Raw genomic sequence first — 17,109 nt, 5'->3', positions numbered from 1 at the left:
GCGCCGGCCACTGCCAGCACAAAATATCGACAGCGCACCGACGCGAGTCTCACGATCAGCGTCCCTTTATCGGTGTTTCCGCAATCGGCGTCGTCGGCGCCTTGCCGGCGAACCAGAGCTTGAGGTTGTCGACCACCAGCTGATCCATCGCGTTGCGCGTCACCACCGACGCCGAGCCGACATGCGGCAGCAGCACGACGTTCTGCATCGACTTCAGCTCGTCCGGCACCTTGGGCTCCTGCGCAAACACGTCGAGGCCCGCGGCCAGAATGGTGCCCGATTTGAGCGCCGCAATCAGTGCAGGCTCATCGATCACCGAACCGCGTGCGACATTGATGATGATACCGCGCGGACCGAGCGCCTGCATGACTTCCGCGTTGACGAGATTGGCCGTCGACGGTCCGCCCGGCGTAATGACGATCAGCGTATCCACCGCCTTCGCCATCTCGATCAGGTTCGGATAGTGTTTGTGCGAGACGCCAGCGGCGGGGTTGCGCGAGTGATAGACCACCGGCACCAGCGAGGCGTCGAGACGGCGCGCAATGGCCTGACCGATGCGGCCCATGCCCACCATGCCGACCTTGCGGTCGCGCAGCGAGCCGACTGTGAGCGGATAAGGCTGCGTCAGCCACAGGCCCGAACGGACATATTTGTCCGCCTTGATGAATTCGCGGGCAGTCGCAATGAACAGGCCGAGCGCCGTATCGGCGACTTCCTCGGTCAGCACATCCGGCGTGTTGGTGACGAGGATGTTGTTCTCGGCGGCATATTTCGCGTCGATGTGATCGTAGCCGACGCCGAACGAGGAGATGATCTCGACCTTGGGATATTTCGCCAGCACGGCGCTGTTGGTCGGCACCAGGCCGGTCACGGCGATACCGCGGATTTTCTCGGCGACGCCCGCCGGCAGCCGTTCGAGATCGTGCTGGGTTTCATACTTATGCAATACGAACTGATCCGAGAAACCGTTATTGATCAGCGGCTTCGTTGGCCCGTAGATCAGCAGGTCGATTTTGTCCGAAGAGATTCCCGTCCCCATTATTTTTCCTTTCGCAGTGCACTCTCATGCCAGCGCCGCAACAATCCGTGGGATACCAGCGCGAGCAGCATATAAATCACAATCCCCGCAACGGACAGCAACAATAACGCAGCGAACATTCGGGGAATATTGAGGCGATAGCTGGATTCCGAAATGCGATAGGCGAGCCCTGAACCAGCACCCGCCGCACCTGCGGCGATTTCCGCTGCCACCGCGCCGATCAGCGACAATCCGCCGGCAATGCGCAATCCGCCAAGTATGAATGGCAATGCCGCCGGAAGCTGCAAATAGCGCAGCACCTGCCAACGCGATGCGCGATAGAGCTGGAACAGACCGGCCAGATTGCGATCCACCGAATTGAGGCCCAGCGTCGTATTGGCCAGCACCGGGAAGAACGCGACGATCCAGGCGCAGACAACAACGGCCGTCTGCTGCGGCAGATAGATCAGCATCAGCGGCGCGATGGCGATGACGGGCGTCACCTGCAGCACGATGGCATAGGGCAGCAGCGAATATTCCAGCCATTTGGACTGGTTGAACAACAGCGCCAGCGCGATGCCACCGATGGCCGCGGCGATGAAGCCCTCCAGCGCTGTCAGCAATGTCACGCCGAGCGATTCAGACAGGACCGACCAGTCGGCGATCAGTGTCTGAAAGACGAGCACGGGACCTGGCAACAGGTAGGGCGGGATTTCGCCGATCCGGACGACGAGATCCCACAAAACGATTCCAGCGACAAACACGACCACCGGCCAGACGACGCGCTGCCATTGCATATCGCTGCCCGGCACGACCGAACCGCGATCGACTGTGGGCAGTGGCTCCAGCCCTTTCATGCCCGCGCCTTTGTCTCGTTGAATGCCGCATCACTGGCCGTCATCAGTGCTTGTGAAACATCGCGGCAGTAGCCGGCATAGGCCATCGAGGTGCGGAACGCGTCGTCGCGCGGTTCAGAGGATTCGATATGGCATTCGGCGCTGACGCGACCTGGCCGCGACGTCATCACCACAACGCGCTGCGACAGATAAACCGACTCGAACACCGAATGAGTGACGAAGATGACCGTCTTGCCGAGTTCGCGCCATAGCGCCAGCAGGTCGTTGTTGAGCCGGAAGCGCGTGATCTCGTCGAGCGCCGCAAAAGGCTCGTCCATCAGCAGGATATCCGGCTCGGTCACCAGCGCGCGGGCCAGCGACGCCCGCATCTTCATGCCCCCCGATAATTCGCGCGGATAGGCTCCGGCGAAGTCCGCGAGACCGACCTGTGCGAGCACCTCATCCACTCGCGCCGTCGACTGCGCATCCGGCATATGTGCCAGCTTCAGAGGCAGCCGTACATTCTCCCGAATCGTGCTCCATGGCATCAGCGTCGGCTCCTGGAACACGAAGCCAATAGCGTGACCGCTGCTGCGTGCGGCCACATCCAAAGTGCCCGCTGACGGCGCGATCAGGCCTGCAATCAGGCGGAGTGCGGTGGATTTGCCGCAGCCGGACGAGCCCAACAGCGAGACGAACTCGCCCTTGCGAATATCGAGATCAAGAGGCCCCAGCGCCACGGTGCCGTTGTCATAGACCTTCGTGACACCGCGCAGGCGCACAGCGGTGGGTGCATCGTTCGACGACAACGCAGGTTCGACCATCTGCCGGGCTACTTCTTCGGCCGGAGATCGAGACCGACACCCTTGTTGATGAACTGCAGTGTATAGGCCTTGCGATAGTCGATATCGCGCTTGACCACGCCTGCGCGTGACATCTTGTCGAAGAAGCTGGCAACACGCGCTTCGCTCATGGCACCGATGCCGTCTTTCAGCGTGTCACCTGAGTCGACGATACCGTATTCCTTCATCTTGGCGATGGAATAGGCCAGCAGGTCATCGGTCATTTCCGGGTTGAGCTTCTTGATGACCTCATTGGCGGCTTTGTTGTCACCATAGAGATAGTTGTACCAGCCAATCATCGAGGCATCGACGAAACGCTGGACAAGGTCCGGCTTCTTGTCGACCCATTCGCGGCGCGTTTCGATCAATGTCGAATAGCCATCGAACCCGTAATCCGCGAGCAGCATCACGGTTGGCTTGAAATTGGCCTGCTTCTCGACCACGAACGGCTCGGATGTGACATAGCCCTGCATCGCGCTATTCTTGTCGACGATGAAAGGCTGCGCATTATAGGTGTAAGGCTTGACCTTGGACGCGCTGAAGCCAAGCTCGGATCGCATCCATTGGAAATAGCCGGCGACGCCCTCCTTCGAGATCAGCAGCGTCATCGGCTTGAGATCTTCGAGCTTGGTCACCTTGGGATTGGGATGCGCCAGAAAGACCTGCGGGTCCTTCTGGAAGATCGCGGCGACAGCGACCACCGGCACATTATTGGCGACGGCATCGAAGGACTGCAGCGTGTTCGCGCTCATGAAGAAGTCGAGCTTGCCCGAGATCAACAGGATGCGATTGTTCACGTTCGGCCCGCCCGGCACGATGGTGACGTCGAGCCCGTAATTCTTGTAGGTACCATCCGCGACCGCTTGGAAGAAGCCGCCATGTTCAGCCTCGGCCACCCAGTTGGTGCCGAAACTGACCTTGTCGAGCCTGGTTTCCGCTGTGGCGGGCGACTGCGCGGCCATCACGGCCAGTGCGCCAATGGTTAACGCGCGCAGCAGGGATATCGGGCTCATATTGGACTCCGTCGACCGTTATGGCCCATGATAGGAAGCAATCTGCTGCCAGACTACCCTGCAAAATTGACCAAAGAAACGCACCTCGATGACTGCCAACATGCCGCCCCGCGACTGGACTGCCATTCACTGGCCCGACATCGCCCAGAGCGATCCGGCCTCCTGGATTGCAGTGCTGCCGCTCGCCGCGACCGAGCAGCACGGACCGCATCTGCCTCTCGGCACGGACATCATGATTGCGGAGGCTTATCTTGCAGAGGTCCAGCGCCTGCTGCCCGCCGATATTCCGGCGACATTTCTGCCGCTTCAACCTGTGGGCATTTCAACCGAGCACCTCGCCTTTCCCGGTACGCTGACTCTGCCGACCGAGATCGCATTGCAGACCTGGACTGCGATCGGCGAAAGCGTCGCGCGCGCTGGTGTTCAGAAACTCGTGATCGTGACCAGTCACGGCGGCAACAGCGCAGCGATGACGCTCGCGGCGCAGGACTTGCGCGCCGAATACGGCATGCTGGTCGCCACCACCGGATGGAATCGGTTCGGTGCGCCGGATGGCCTGTTCACCGACGAAGAATTGCGTCACGGGATTCATGGCGGCGCCGTGGAAACATCGATCATGCTGGCGCGCTATCCGCAGCATGTGCGCAACGACAAGATCGCAAACTTCGCATCGTCGGCGATTGCAATGGAGAAGAATTATCGCTGGCTGTCCGCAAGCCGGCCCGCGCCATTCGCGTGGCAGGCCGAAGATCTGCATCCCAGCGGCGCTATTGGCGACGCCACGCAGGCATCAGCCGACAAGGGCGAGAAACTGCTGGCACATGGCTCAAAAGCGTTCTGCGAACTACTCGCGGACATGCATCGCTTCGACGTGACAGCGTTTGATCGCGAACCGGATGCCGACGCGTGAGATGTGGTTAACCGTGGATTGCGCGATTCACACGACGACATATTCCGCGCGGATGACGACACGATTCTGAAACCAAAAGAATTTGCCTGAAACCAAATAGTTCGACCTGGTCTCGAACCCGATCCGTTTGGGCTCCGACTGATTGGCATGCAGGCCACGATGGCTGCACTTCAACAGGATGGAGTTATCCCATGTCGATCAAGTCCAAGATTGCTGCTTTCGCACTCGTTGCTCTCACCGCTGCCGGCACCGTGGCATCGTCCCAGCAGGCTCAGGCCAAGGGCCCGGGCATCGGCTTCGGCATCGCTGCCGGTGTAGTCGGCGCCGCAGTCGTCGGCAGCGCCATTGCCGCCAATAACGGCTACTACGGTTACGGATATCGCTGCGGTTGGGTCCGCCAGTATGACGGCTACGGCAACTATGTCGGCCGCGTCCGGACCTGCAACTACTAATCTCTTGATCGACTGACGTGGATTTGCGTCCGACACGGGCGCCTCATCCACCCCGTGTCGCACCAGACCCGCTCGGTTGTCCCCCCGAGCGGGTCATTTTTTTTGCGCTCGCCAAATGCCTTTCGAGCCGTGCCGGCCAGCTGCTGTTATCCAACCGTCATGATCGGCTGCCACTGAAACATGCTTCTCCAGTTGCTTCTTGCTATTGCGAATTAGTTGCAATTATAGTCAGGGAGTCGACAGGTTGCTCGTTCTGTTTCGTTTTGTCTCATGACGACCCTCGATACCCCCAACGTTATGGGCGAATCGACTATTTTTGTGGAATATCAAACGGTTCGTCGCATGATCAGCGGCGACCTAGAGTGAGAAATGACGGCCGCATGAAGTACCCCGACCGATCGCGAGTATTGTCGTGAAGCGCGTTTTGGCCGGTTTTGCGCTGGGCGCATTGGCGTTCGATGGCTCTGCGATCGCGGCCGATATTTCGCCCGGCATGGCGCTGAAAGCGCCCCGCCTGGTTTACGACTGGACCGGGTTTTATCTCGGCGGTCACATCGGCTATGGCGGCGGCAGCTTTGGTCCCGGCAGCAATCCGCTGCCCGCGCAGGGCGTTTTCCTGCCGCCTTCGCCGACCGGCCTGATCGGCGGCTACCAGATCGGCTACAACAGGCAGCTCAGCAACAACGTCGTGCTGGGCTTCGAGGCCGACGCCACGTTCAGCAGTCCGCAGGACGCAGCGCGGTTGATGCCAGCGCCTTTCCATACGACCTTCGACTATTTTGCGACCGCACGTGGCCGCATCGGCTACGCCTTCGGCGCGTTGATGCCTTACTTCACCGGTGGCGTGGCGTGGGGACGCACCAAGCTCAATCTCAATGATGCCGACGGCGACCTCATATCATCAGCGACCCGCACCCGTTTCGGCTGGACCGCCGGCGCGGGCGTCGAATTTGCCGTTGGCGGCAACTGGACCGCGAAGGCCGAATACGCCTATCTCGATTTGATGCGGCAGACCTATGACCTCGGCAATGCCGGGCTGCCGAATGTGAGCGTTGATCCGAATATTCACACCGTCAAAGTCGGCTTGAATTATCGGCTGTGGGACACGCCGCCGTGGTTGCCGTCAGCTCCCATCACCGGCAAGATTGTGCTGCCGGAATCGACAGACTGGAACGTTCACGCCCAGACCACTTTCATCGCGTCCGCCTATCCGCGGATTCGCTCGCCCTATGAAGGCACCAACAGCCTTCCTGGCGGCGGCCAAGGGCGCGAGACCTTTACGACGACGGCGTTCCTCGGCTGGCGACTGTGGCAGGGCGGTGAGCTCTATCTCAATCCCGAGCTGGCGCAGGGCTTCGGCCTCAACTCCACGCTCGGCCTCGCCGGCTTCCCCAATGGCGAGGCGCAAAAGGGCGGCGCGCCGTTTCCGCGCTTTCGGATGCAGCGCTATTACTTCCGCCAGACACTTGGCCTCGGCGGCGAGCAGGAAGACGTCCCCGACGCCGCCAATCAATTGGCAGGCAAGCGCGATATCGACCGCATCACGCTCACGGTCGGACGCTTCGCGGTGGGTGATTTCTTCGATGGCAATTCCTACGCCAAGGATCCGCGCGCCGACTTCATGAACTGGGCAATGTGGTCATCGGCCGCTTACGACTTTCCAGCCGACCTGCCGGGCTTCACCCGCGGCGCCATCGTTGAACTGAACCGCAAGGAGTGGGCGATCCGAGCCGGCCTGTTTCAAGTGCCGGCGCAGCCTAACAACGACGTCCTGACCTTCAAGACTGGCGGCGCGGTCGTCGAATTCGAGGAGCGTCACCAGATCTTCGACCAGCCCGGCAAGTTGCGCGTCGGTGCCTTCATCAATCGCGGCAATACCGGCAGCTATCGCGGCGCACTGGCGATCGAGGCCAATGATCCCACGCTGGATATCAACGACGTGATGTCCTCGATCCGCCGCGCCAGCGATAAATACGGCTTCTACGTCAACGGTGAGCAGCAGGTTGCCACTGACGTCGGCATCTTCGGCCGCGTCAGCTGGAACGATGGCCAGAACGAGATCCTGTCCTTCACCGATATCGACCGCAGCGTCTCTGCTGGCGTCTCGATCAAGGGTAGCCATTGGGGCCGCGCCAATGACACGATCGGCCTTGGCGGCGCGATCAACGGCCTGTCCGCTGCGCATCGCGACTTCCTCGCCGCTGGCGGCAACGGATTGCTGATCGGCGACGGACGGCTAAATTACGGCACCGAGCGCATTCTCGAAACCTATTACGCCTATGCCATCGACAAGAACTTCACCCTCACGGCCGACTACCAGCTGATTGCGAACCCTGCCTATAACAAGGATCGCGGGCCGGTCTCGATCTTCTCAGGCCGATTGCACGGCGAGTTCTGACGACACATCCTGCGCCGTTTGTAGCCCGGATGAGCGCAGCGATAATCCGGGATCGCCACACGCACGGTCCCGGATACCGCAGCGCTATCCGGGCTACGATAATCTAGGCCGAACGTTCCAGGGCCGCCGGCAGGAACGAGCCCGCTTGCGCCATCTCCCATGCATCGCGAAAGCGCTTGTCGCCGGTGCCATCGACCAGCTCGTTGTGGCGCAGCGCCGGATACATCCGCGTGAAGGACAGAACATCCGTGCTGGAGGCGCGATGCGAGAAATGGATCGGACGAATATCCTGCGGATGAGCGAGCCCGGCTGCCGCGATCAGCTCAGCCAGCGCATGCAACGTCGCCTCGTGATAGTTGTAAACGCGATCGGTCTTCTGAGGCACAGCGAGGGCGCGATTGCGCGTGGGGTCCTGCGTCGTGACGCCGGTCGGGCAACGATCGGTGTGGCAGCTCAGTGACTGGATGCAACCTAGTGCGAACATGAAGCCGCGCGCCGAATTACACCAGTCGGCACCGAGCGCCATGGCGCGGGCGATATCGAAGGCGGTTGCGATCTTGCCGGAGGCGCCAATCTTGATGCGGTCACGCGCGCCGATGCCGATCAGCGCATTGTGCACGAAGTTGACGCCCTCGCGCATCGGCATGCCCAAATGATCCATGAACTCCAGCGGCGCCGCGCCCGTGCCGCCTTCATTGCCATCGACCACGATGAAATCCGGATAGATGCCGGTCTGCAGCATCGCCTTGCAGATCGCGAGAAATTCCCAGGGATGACCGATGCACAGCTTGAAGCCGGCGGGCTTACCGCCGGACAGACGGCGCATCTTGTCGATGAACTCCATCATCTCGATTGGTGTTGAAAACGCCTTGTGATAGGCTGGTGAGATACAGTCCTCGCCCATGGCGACGCCGCGGATGCGCGAGATTTCTTCCGACACTTTTGCCGCCGGCAACACGCCACCGTGGCCCGGCTTTGCGCCCTGGCTGATCTTGAGCTCGACCATCTTGATCTGATCGTTGACGGCAAGCTTCGCGAAGGCGTCGGGATCGAAGTTGCCATCACGCGTGCGGCAACCAAAATAGCCGGAGCCGACCTCCCAGATCAGGTCGCCGCCGTTCTCCTGATGATACGGACTGACGCCGCCTTCTCCAGTGTCATGCGCGAATTCACCACGCTTGGCGCCAGCATTCAGCGCGCGGATCGCATTGGGGCTGAGTGCACCAAAGCTCATAGCCGAGATGTTCAGTACCGAAGCCGAATAAGGCTTGAGGCAATCCGGGCCGCCGATGGTGATGCGGAACTGCTCAGTCGCATGCGGCCGCGGCGCGACCGAATGGTGCATCCACTCATAGCCCTCTTCGTAGACGTTCTTCTGGGTGCCGAAGGGACGCTTGTCGAGCACCATCTTGGCACGCTGATAGACCACCGCGCGGGTGTCGCGGCTGAACGGCATGCCATCCTTTTCGCTCTCGAAGAAATACTGCCGCATCTCCGGACGGATTTCTTCGAGCAGGAAGCGGATATGCGCCGAGATCGGATAGTTGCGCAGAACCGCATGGTCCTTCTGGAGCACGTCGTGAATGCCAAGCACGGTCAGGCCGCCGAAGACGATGACCGGGATGACAACGAGAGGGATGACTTTCGGGTCGTGAATGCCGATGCCGACCAGCAGCAAGGTTGCGACCCCGCAGATCGTCAAAACGATGAAGCGCGGCGAGAGGGGAAGCATCAACGTTTCCATAAAAATCCTGCCTGACATGAATGGCGCTAGCGTTACACAGACCCGATGACGCAAACATCACAAGCGCGTTGCCGCAGAGCATCGCGCCAGAATGCCCAATCTATCGGGCCACGCTCAATGAATCGTTGCAAAAAGCGAGGGACCCAGACGACAAAACCCGCGCCGGAGCGCGGGTTTTGCAGTGCAGTGCATTTCGATGGTGTCGGGCTGCCTTAGCGCTCGACGAAAGCCTTCTCGATCACGAAATGACCGGGCTTGTTGCCGCTGCCTTCGGTGAAATCGCGCTTCTCAAACATGACCTTCAGGTCTTCGAGCATCGCCGGACTGCCGCACAGCATGACGCGGTCGATGGTGATGTCGAGCAGGCCCTGGCCGATATCCTTGAAGATCTGGCCGGACTCGATCAGGTCGGTGATGCGGCCGCGATTGCGGAAGGGCTCGCGGGTGACCGTTGGATAATAGGTGAACTTGTCCTTCATCAGCTCCCCGAACAGCTCGTCCTTCTGGAGTCGTTCGACCAAGCGCTCGCCATAGGCCAGCTCCGAGACCTGCCGGCAGCCATGCACCAGCACGACCTGCTCGTACTGCTCATAGACTTCGGGATCCTTGATCAGGCTGGCAAAGGGCGCGAGACCGGTGCCGGTCGACAGCATGAGAAGGCGTTTGCCCGGCAGCAGACTGTCGGTGACCAGCGTGCCCACCGCCTTACGCGCGACCAGGATGGTGTCGCCTTCCTTGATCTTCTGCAGGCGCGAGGTCAGCGGGCCATCCGGTACCTTGATCGAGAAAAACTCGAGTTCTTCCTCATGGTTCGCGCTGGCCATCGAATAGGCACGCAGCAGCGGCTTGCCATCGATTTCCAGGCCGATCATGGCGAACTGGCCGTTCTGGAAGCGGAACGAGGTGTCGCGGGTGGCTTTGAAGCTGAAAAGTGTATCGGTCCAATGCTGGACGGAAAGAACTTTCTCTCTGTGAAAGGCGCTCATGAGATCTGATTTTCCAGTGCGGGCTTTTTTAGAACAAGTCCATTGTTTGCCGCGTCACGATGCCGAGAAACCATTGCGGCTATTGGCTAATTTTGGTTCTCGCAGCTGCGAATGACAATTAGTCAAAGTAGCCATGAAGTGCAATTGCGGACTGAGGGAGGCGGTCGATTAATTTCCAAAGCAGGTTACCCATGCAGCAGCAGCCCATCTGGCCGCGACATTAAATTACCCGATATGGGAGGTTTCGTTCAGTTTCTTGCCGGACACCGTTAATGGTATCCGGCTGGATCACCCGATCCCGATCCGGTAGTTTCCGGCCACCTCGTTAAAGTCGTCGCAGGCGGCTTTTCGTTCAATCGTCGGCCTGGTCCTTGATGACATCCCTTCGCGACATCCGGGCTGGAAAGCCCCCATCCTATCCCGACCAGTCGATCTATGCCGAATACGCTTGCCGCCAGTTCAGGCTGGATTTCGCCGACGTCGATGGCGGAACGGGCCTGATCTTCACTGTCGGCCGCAACGGCAGAAGCGCATCCTTCGGCGCCGGACGCGGCTCGTTCTTTCCGCAGAACAACGCCACGGCTGCGACGCTGGCGAATGACAAGTATTTCGCCAATGTGCTGATGGAGCGCGCCGGCGTCCCGACTTTGGGCGGGAAATACTTCTTCCTGCATGAGCGTTATCGCGCCCATCGCCCGCCCGGTCACGAACATGCTGACGCCGTCTGGCATTTCGCCGAACTCGGCGACCGGGCCTTCATCAAGCCGCTGATGGGATCGCGCGGCGACTTTGCGGAGATTGTCACGGGCGGCGACGCGCTGATGGCCTATCTCAAGCAGGTCGCGCAGTATTATGACGCGATCCTGATGCAGCGCATCTATACCGGCCAGGAATATCGCGTGTTCATCCTCGACGACGAGGTCGTGTATTGCGCGCAGAAGACGGCGCCCTTTGTGACGGGCGACAGCAAAGCGACGCTCAGGCAATTGATCGCCGCGGAGACGTCCGCGCTGGACCGCCACGGGATTTCGTCGGCCGCCACAGGTCTCGATGACACCTCCCTCGATCGCGTGCTGCCATACGGCGAGCGGCGCGCGATTCCCGGCCGGATGAATCGCAGTGCAGGCGGCAGCATGAGCTTTGCGGCGCCGGGCAACGAAACTGTTGCCTTTGCGATGGCGCTGCAGGCCGCCAAGGCGCTCGGCCTGCGCGCTGGCGCGGTCGACCTGTTTACGGATATCGACGGCGATGCTGCGGCCTTGCGCGTAATCGAGGTCAATGCCAATCCCTCGATCCGCTTTCTCGAAGACAGCGGCCGCGAGGATCTGATCCTGCGCATCTGGCGGCATACATTTACGGCGATCGGCCTGCTCGATGTTTAACCTGCCCAAATATGGCGACGGCCTATGCCTCGCCCGGCTGGCGATGCTGCTCGACGCGCTGTCCATCGACCGTGTCAGGCTGCGCAAACATTCCGTGGTCGTCACCGGCTCCAACGGCAAGGGCTCGACCGCGGCGTTCTGCGCCAGCATCGGACGCGCTTTCGGCCTGCGGACAGGCTTGTTCACGTCACCGCACCTCTATCGCTTCAATGAGCGCTTCCAGATTGACGGCGTACCCGTCGATGACGAGTTGCTGGAAGCCCTCGTCCTGCGCGTGGCCACTGCCATCGCAGATCTCAAGCAGCACACGCTGCATGAAACCTTCGGCGCCTTCGAGGCGCAGTTCGCGCTGGCCTGCCTGTATTTCCAGGAGACCGAATGCGAATTCGCCGTGTTCGAGGCGGGCATCGGCGGACGCTACGATCCAGTTCGGCTGGTCGGCGCCGACATCACCTGCGTCACCTCGGTCGATCTCGAACACGTCAACCTGCTCGGCAACTCGCTGGAGCTGATCGCCTGCGACAAGAGCGATGCATGCATTTCGGGCGGCACCGTCGTCTATGGTGAGAACTGCCTGCCCATGCGCGGCAATCTCGCCGAGTACAATCGCAACCGCAACGTCACCGGCCTGCATATCGGCGGCGAGATCACGATCAGCAACGTCTTTGCATCATCCAAGGCCCAGGCTTTCAACTGCCGGCTGGGCGCATTCGATCTGCGCGCGCTCGAACTCATGCTGGCCGGCGAGTTCCAGCTCAACAATGCTGCCATTGCAGCTGCGCTGTTCATTCTCTGGATGCAGCGCATGCATCCGGATGCGACCACCAGCGCCATCGATCTCGCGGTCCGGACCGGGCTGCGCGATACCAGATGGCCAGGACGGCTCGAGATCGTTCAGCGCGATCCCCTGACTGTCATCGATGTCGGCCATACGCCCGATGGCGTGGCGCAGGCCCTGAAGAGCCTTCGCGCCATCCACGGCGACGACAACTGGTTGCTCGTGCTCGGCGTCTCCGGCGACAAGAATGTCGACGATATCGCCAAGCATCTCGCGCCCGTCTTCGATACGATCGTGTGCACCCGCGCCTATCACAAGGGCGCAGACGCGCGCGTGGTGGGCGCCGCGGCGCGCAAGGCTCATCCGGCGGCGCGCATTCATGTGGCCAATGCCATGGAAGACGCGGTGCGCCTCAGCCAGCAACTCGCTCGCGCCGTGCCGCGCAAAATCTATGTGGCGGGTGGACTGTTTGCGGCGATCGAATATGCCACGGTGCTGCGCGGCGGCAAGGCGCAGGATCTGGTGTTTTTTTGAGAGATTGAGCGGCCTCTCAGCTGTCGTCCCCGCGAAGGCGGGGACCCATAACCTCCGAGCCTGAGGTTAGAAACTGCCGTAGCCACAGTGCCAAATCTTTAAATCGGCGTGTATGGGTCCCCGCCTTCGCGGGGACGACATTTGATAGTACCATCGACCTAATGAAGAACGCTAAGCCTCAATTCGTCCCGCCCGCTGAATCGTCCAACACCTTGAAGCTCTCTTCCAGCTGCGGCGAGATCGAGACACCCATACGCTCGCCGGTCGGCAGGCGTGCGACGAACCATTTGTTATAGAGCGGGATCAGATCACGGTTCGAGCCAAGCCGGCGAAACGCGCGCTCGACAACAGCCGCAAGCTGCGGCTCACCCTTGCGGAACATGATGCCGTAGGGATCGTAGGACAGGTAATCGCCGACGACGCGGAACTTGTCCTGCGACTTGTGCCGCGCGATCAGACCCGACAGCAGGATATCGTCGGTCGCGAAGGCATCGGCCTTGCCGTCGACCAGCATCTGATAGCTCTGCTCGTGATCGGGCGAGACTACGATGTTGAGGCCGAGATTGAACTTCTTGTCGACCGCATGCATCGCCTGCTCGTTGGTGGTGCCTTTGGTAACGACAATGGTCTTGCCCTTGAAGTCGGTCGGCGCGACCGCGCTCGTCGTCTTCGGCACCATCAGCTTGGTACCGGCGACGAACATCAATGGCGAGAACGCGACCAGCTTGCGCCGCTCGGCATTGGCAGTGGTCGTTCCGCATTCGAGATCGATCTTGCCGTCGAGCACGGCGGGAATGCGATCATCCGACGTGACCTTGACATATTCGATCCTGAGTGCGTGATCATCGACCTCGATGCCGATATCCTCGACCACGGCTTCGCAGAGTTCGAGACTGTAGCCGATCGGGTGACCCGCCCGATCAAGGAACGAGAACGGCGGTGAGCTTTCGCGATAACCCAGTTTAACGGTGCGCGACTTCTTGATCGCGGCAAGGGTGGGGCTAAGCCCCTCCCGCGCGGTCTGTGCCACGGCGCCGGTTGTCAGCAGCCACGCTGCCAACAACCCGCCCGATATCGCTGTCGTCCATGCCTGGCGCATCATCGGCCTCAACCATGTCCGAGGGCGGGGACTTCTCCAGGGATCAAGTCGCCGGGCACCACATCGTCGGGACCGAGCTCATGTTCGGGCGCGAGTTCGCCCTCCCATTTCGCCACCACGGCCGTGGCCAGCGAATTGCCGATCACATTGGTGGCGCTGCGGCCCATGTCGAGGAAGGTGTCGATACCCATAATCATCAACAGGCCCGCTTCGGGAATGTTGAACTGGCTGAGCGTCGACGCGATCACCACCAGCGAGGCCCGCGGCACGCCGGCCACGCCCTTCGAGGTGATCATCAGCGTTGCCAGCATCGCGAGCTGCGTGCCGAGCGACATTTCGATGTGATAGGTCTGCGCAATGAAAATGCTCGCAAAGGTGCAATACATCATCGTGCCGTCGAGATTGAACGAGTAGCCCAGCGGCAGCACGAAACTGGAGATGCGCGACGAGGCCCCGAAACGGTTGAGGCCTTCCAGCGTCTTCGGATAGGCCGCTTCCGAACTTGCCGTGGAGAAGGCGATCATCAAGGGTTCGCGGATCAACCGCAGCAGATGGCTGTAGCGCGGCCCGATGACGATGAAGCCGACCACCACGAGAATGCCCCACAGGATCGCCAGCGACAGATAGAAACCGCCCATGAAGACGATCAGCTTCCACAACACACCGAGGCCATTCTTCGACACGGTCGCCATGATCGCCGCCCACACCGCGAGCGGCGCGAACAGCATCACATAGCCCGTCACTTTCAGCATGATGTGACCGAGGTCATCGATCAGTTGCAGCATCGGCTTGGAGCGTTCCGGCATGGCGCCCATCGCAACTGCGAAGAACACGGCAAAGATAACAATCTGCAGGATCTCGTTCTGCGCCATCGCGTCCGCGATGGAGGTCGGGATCAAATGGGTCAGGAATTTCTCGATGGAGAAAGCCGACACCGGCAGGCCCGTCGATTGCCCCGCAGCCGGCAGCGTTCCCGGGAAATTCGCGCCGGGCTGCAACAGGTTGACCATCACGAGGCCGAGCAGCAGCGAGATGAAGGAGGCACTGACGAACCAGCCCATGGTCTTGGCGAAGATGCGGCCGAGCTTGGAGCCCGAGCCCATATGGGCGATGCCGCCGACCAGCGTGGCGAAGACCAGGGGCGCGATGATCATCTTGATCAGGCGCAGGAACAACATGGCGATCAGATTGACGTCGGCCGCGATCTCGACGCGGCTATCGGGTAAATAGTTGAAAACCAGCGAGCCCATCACGATGCCCAGCGCCATCGCGATCAGAATGTATTGCGTAAACCTGTTCGACATACCGTCCCCCGTTACACATTCCCAACTGCGACAGTCTGTCATATTGATCAGAGCGCGCAACAAGCTTCGTCAGCCGCGTACCGTTTCGGTATCATCAGGCGGCAAATAGCCGTTGTGGAATGCCGCGCTGCCGCATAGCGTCATCGCCAACTACAAAAACTGTGCAGTCTGATTGTTTTGTACGCGGCGACTGCAACAAGTTTCGACACAGGAAGAAACAAGGAGACAACGGCCATGACCGACACCGTCAATCATCAGGTGCTGCTCGTCGAAAAGCCCACAGGAAAATTGGGGCCCGAGCATTTCAAACTATCAAAGGGCCAGATTCCCGAGCCGAAAGATGGCGAAGCGCTGCTGCGCGTGCGTTACATCTCGCTCGACGCTGCCAATCGCGCATGGATGCATGGCGCGACCTATCGCGCTGCGGTCGAGGCCAATACGGTGATGGCGGGCGGCGGCATTGCCGAAGTCGTGTCGTCGAAGTCTCCTGCGCTGAAGCCGGGTGACATCGTGTTCGGCGACACCGGCTGGCAGAATTACGCGGCGGTGCCAGCCAAGCATCTCAACAAGATGCCATCAATGGAGCCGATGACGCACCTGCTCAGCGTCTATGGCATCGCCGGACTTACAGCCTATTTCGGCCTGCTGGACGTCGGCAAGCCCAAGGCAGGCGAGACCGTCGTCGTCTCGGCGGCGGCCGGCTCGGTCGGCTCCATCGTCGGCCAGATCGCCAAGATCAAGGGCTGCCGGGTGATCGGCATCGCCGGCGGCAAGGACAAATGCGACTGGCTAACCAAAGAACTCGGCTTCGATGCCGCGGTGGACTACAAGGACGGCGCGGTGTTCAAGGCGCTGAAGGCGGCAGCGCCGGGTGGCATCGACGTCTATTTCGACAATGTCGGCGGCGACATTCTCGAGGCTTGTCTCGCACAAATGAATCTCAACGGCCGCATCGCCTGCTGCGGCGCCATCTCGCAATATGACGGCGCGCCCTCGGCGACCGGCCCACGCGGCGTGCCGGGTCTGATCGTGGTGAAACGCCTGATCATGCAGGGCTTCATCGTGATGGACTACATGAACCAGCGCGAAAAGGCTTTGACCGATCTGCAGTCCTGGGTCGCCGCCGGCAAGCTCAAGGTCCAGGAAGACGTTATCGACGGGCTGGAGAACACGCCGCAGGCACTGATCGGTCTGCTGGCCGGTGAGAACCGGGGCAAGCGGATGGTGAAGGTGTAGGGAGATCGTGTAGCGGGGCTTCTCTCTTATCCCTCCCCCTTGCGGGGAGGGTGGCCGGCCGCTTGGCCGGTCGGGTGGGGGTGCCACAAGCGACGCTCTCACGTGGGGCACCCCCACCCCGGCCTCCAATTCGTCGATGCTCCGCATCGCCTCGTTCGGCCGACCCTCCCCGCCTAGCGAAGCTTCGCTTCGCGCTGGGGGAGGGATTCCTCTGACGCCTGCGCGTCATCGCGGATGTGAATGTCAAACAGCCACTGCCCTTCAGACATGCGTCATCGCCCCCATTGTTTGCGGCGCGGGGGCGCCGTCGTCGCTTGCATCCCCGCCCCCTTGTGAGAGGGCGTGCGGAACGCCGGGTGCCCGATGCACCCTTGGGCCTGATGCGAATGCGGTCTTCCGCAATAGTGAATGCATCAGGACTTTCGGAGGCGCCGAGCCAGTGCCCGACGTTCCGCCTGCGGTGTTTTTTCGGTTGCTTACACTTTGCCTCGACGAACGCTCCGATCGCGAATTAAAGTCCCAAGGCGATGGGAAGGGAGCCTCAAGCGACTAGGCCGAACGCGTTTTGACTTGGTCG

The 17,109-nt window shown here is 60.8% G+C and carries 14 protein-coding genes; 6 read left to right on the top strand and 8 right to left on the bottom strand.

Annotation, left to right across the window (positions count from 1 at the left end):
* Positions 1 to 55: 55 nt before the first annotated feature.
* Genes HP556_RS22015 through HP556_RS22000 form a run of 4 tightly spaced genes read right to left on the bottom strand, consistent with a single transcriptional unit; the run spans position 56 to position 3,709 of the window.
* A complete protein-coding gene (locus HP556_RS22015; protein ID WP_175368537.1) occupies positions 56 to 1,039 on the bottom strand; it encodes a 2-hydroxyacid dehydrogenase in 984 nt (327 codons plus the stop codon).
* Complete coding sequence (locus tag HP556_RS22010) at positions 1,039 to 1,815, bottom strand: ABC transporter permease (protein WP_246297873.1); 777 nt, start codon at positions 1,813 to 1,815, stop codon at positions 1,039 to 1,041. The genes HP556_RS22015 and HP556_RS22010 overlap by 1 nt, the downstream gene beginning before the upstream one ends.
* A 56-nt stretch (positions 1,816 to 1,871) precedes the next feature.
* Positions 1,872 to 2,678: an ABC transporter ATP-binding protein gene (locus HP556_RS22005; RefSeq protein WP_175368535.1), complete on the bottom strand. Its 807-nt coding sequence runs from the start codon at positions 2,676 to 2,678 to the stop codon at positions 1,872 to 1,874.
* Between the two features lie 8 nt (positions 2,679 to 2,686).
* The gene (locus HP556_RS22000) at positions 2,687 to 3,709 is read right to left on the bottom strand and encodes an ABC transporter substrate-binding protein (RefSeq protein ID WP_120288210.1); all 1,023 of its coding nucleotides are present in this window, start codon (positions 3,707 to 3,709) and stop codon (positions 2,687 to 2,689) included.
* A gap of 88 nt (positions 3,710 to 3,797) precedes the next feature.
* Between HP556_RS22000 and HP556_RS21995 the strand changes: the two genes are divergently transcribed.
* The 3 genes from HP556_RS21995 (at position 3,798) to HP556_RS21985 (ending at position 7,469) form a co-directional block, all read left to right on the top strand.
* Positions 3,798 to 4,619, top strand: coding sequence for a creatininase family protein (locus HP556_RS21995; protein ID WP_120288209.1), 822 nt, complete (start codon positions 3,798 to 3,800; stop codon positions 4,617 to 4,619).
* A 191-nt stretch (positions 4,620 to 4,810) separates the two neighbouring features.
* A complete protein-coding gene (locus HP556_RS21990; RefSeq protein WP_089266312.1) occupies positions 4,811 to 5,071 on the top strand; it encodes a hypothetical protein in 261 nt (86 codons plus the stop codon).
* Between the two features lie 412 nt (positions 5,072 to 5,483).
* Complete coding sequence (locus HP556_RS21985; protein ID WP_338117602.1) at positions 5,484 to 7,469, top strand: carbohydrate porin; 1,986 nt, start codon at positions 5,484 to 5,486, stop codon at positions 7,467 to 7,469.
* 103 nt (positions 7,470 to 7,572) lie between these two features.
* Here the strand turns inward: HP556_RS21985 and HP556_RS21980 are convergent, their stop codons facing one another.
* Together HP556_RS21980 and HP556_RS21975 are read right to left on the bottom strand one after the other, a co-directional pair.
* Positions 7,573 to 9,213: an FMN-binding glutamate synthase family protein gene (locus tag HP556_RS21980; protein WP_175368534.1), complete on the bottom strand. Its 1,641-nt coding sequence runs from the start codon at positions 9,211 to 9,213 to the stop codon at positions 7,573 to 7,575.
* Positions 9,214 to 9,425: 212 nt separating this feature from the next.
* Positions 9,426 to 10,199 (bottom strand): ferredoxin--NADP reductase, encoded by a 774-nt coding sequence (locus HP556_RS21975; RefSeq protein ID WP_175368533.1) that lies wholly within the window; start codon positions 10,197 to 10,199, stop codon positions 9,426 to 9,428.
* 374 nt (positions 10,200 to 10,573) lie between these two features.
* On the opposite strand from HP556_RS21975, the gene HP556_RS21970 reads away from it, so the two are divergent.
* Entirely contained in the window at positions 10,574 to 11,581 is a 1,008-nt protein-coding gene (locus HP556_RS21970; RefSeq protein WP_175368532.1) for an ATP-grasp domain-containing protein, read from the top strand.
* Entirely contained in the window at positions 11,574 to 12,893 is a 1,320-nt protein-coding gene (locus tag HP556_RS21965; protein ID WP_175368531.1) for a bifunctional folylpolyglutamate synthase/dihydrofolate synthase, read from the top strand. Before HP556_RS21970 ends, HP556_RS21965 begins: the two co-directional genes overlap by 8 nt.
* Positions 12,894 to 13,071: 178 nt before the next feature.
* On the opposite strand, the gene HP556_RS21960 is transcribed toward HP556_RS21965, so the two are convergent.
* Together HP556_RS21960 and HP556_RS21955 are read right to left on the bottom strand one after the other, a co-directional pair.
* Positions 13,072 to 13,992 carry an amino acid ABC transporter substrate-binding protein gene (locus HP556_RS21960; protein WP_175368835.1) on the bottom strand — a complete coding sequence of 307 codons (921 nt, stop codon included), beginning with the start codon at positions 13,990 to 13,992 and terminating at the stop codon, positions 13,072 to 13,074.
* 8 nt (positions 13,993 to 14,000) lie between these two features.
* On the bottom strand, positions 14,001 to 15,296 hold the full coding sequence (locus HP556_RS21955) for a dicarboxylate/amino acid:cation symporter (RefSeq protein ID WP_175368530.1): 1,296 nt from the start codon (positions 15,294 to 15,296) through the stop codon (positions 14,001 to 14,003).
* Positions 15,297 to 15,530: 234 nt separating this feature from the next.
* Here HP556_RS21955 and HP556_RS21950 point away from each other — a divergent pair, with 234 nt between their 5' ends.
* Positions 15,531 to 16,532 carry an NADP-dependent oxidoreductase gene (locus HP556_RS21950; RefSeq protein ID WP_120288202.1) on the top strand — a complete coding sequence of 334 codons (1,002 nt, stop codon included), beginning with the start codon at positions 15,531 to 15,533 and terminating at the stop codon, positions 16,530 to 16,532.
* The last annotated feature ends 577 nt before the right edge of the window (positions 16,533 to 17,109 follow it).

It is taken from the genome of Tardiphaga robiniae, assembly GCF_013359755.1.
Taxonomy (GTDB): domain Bacteria; phylum Pseudomonadota; class Alphaproteobacteria; order Rhizobiales; family Xanthobacteraceae; genus Tardiphaga; species Tardiphaga robiniae.
The sequence above is the reverse complement of the archived record's forward strand: the minus strand, read 5'-3'. Positions and strand labels throughout refer to the sequence as shown.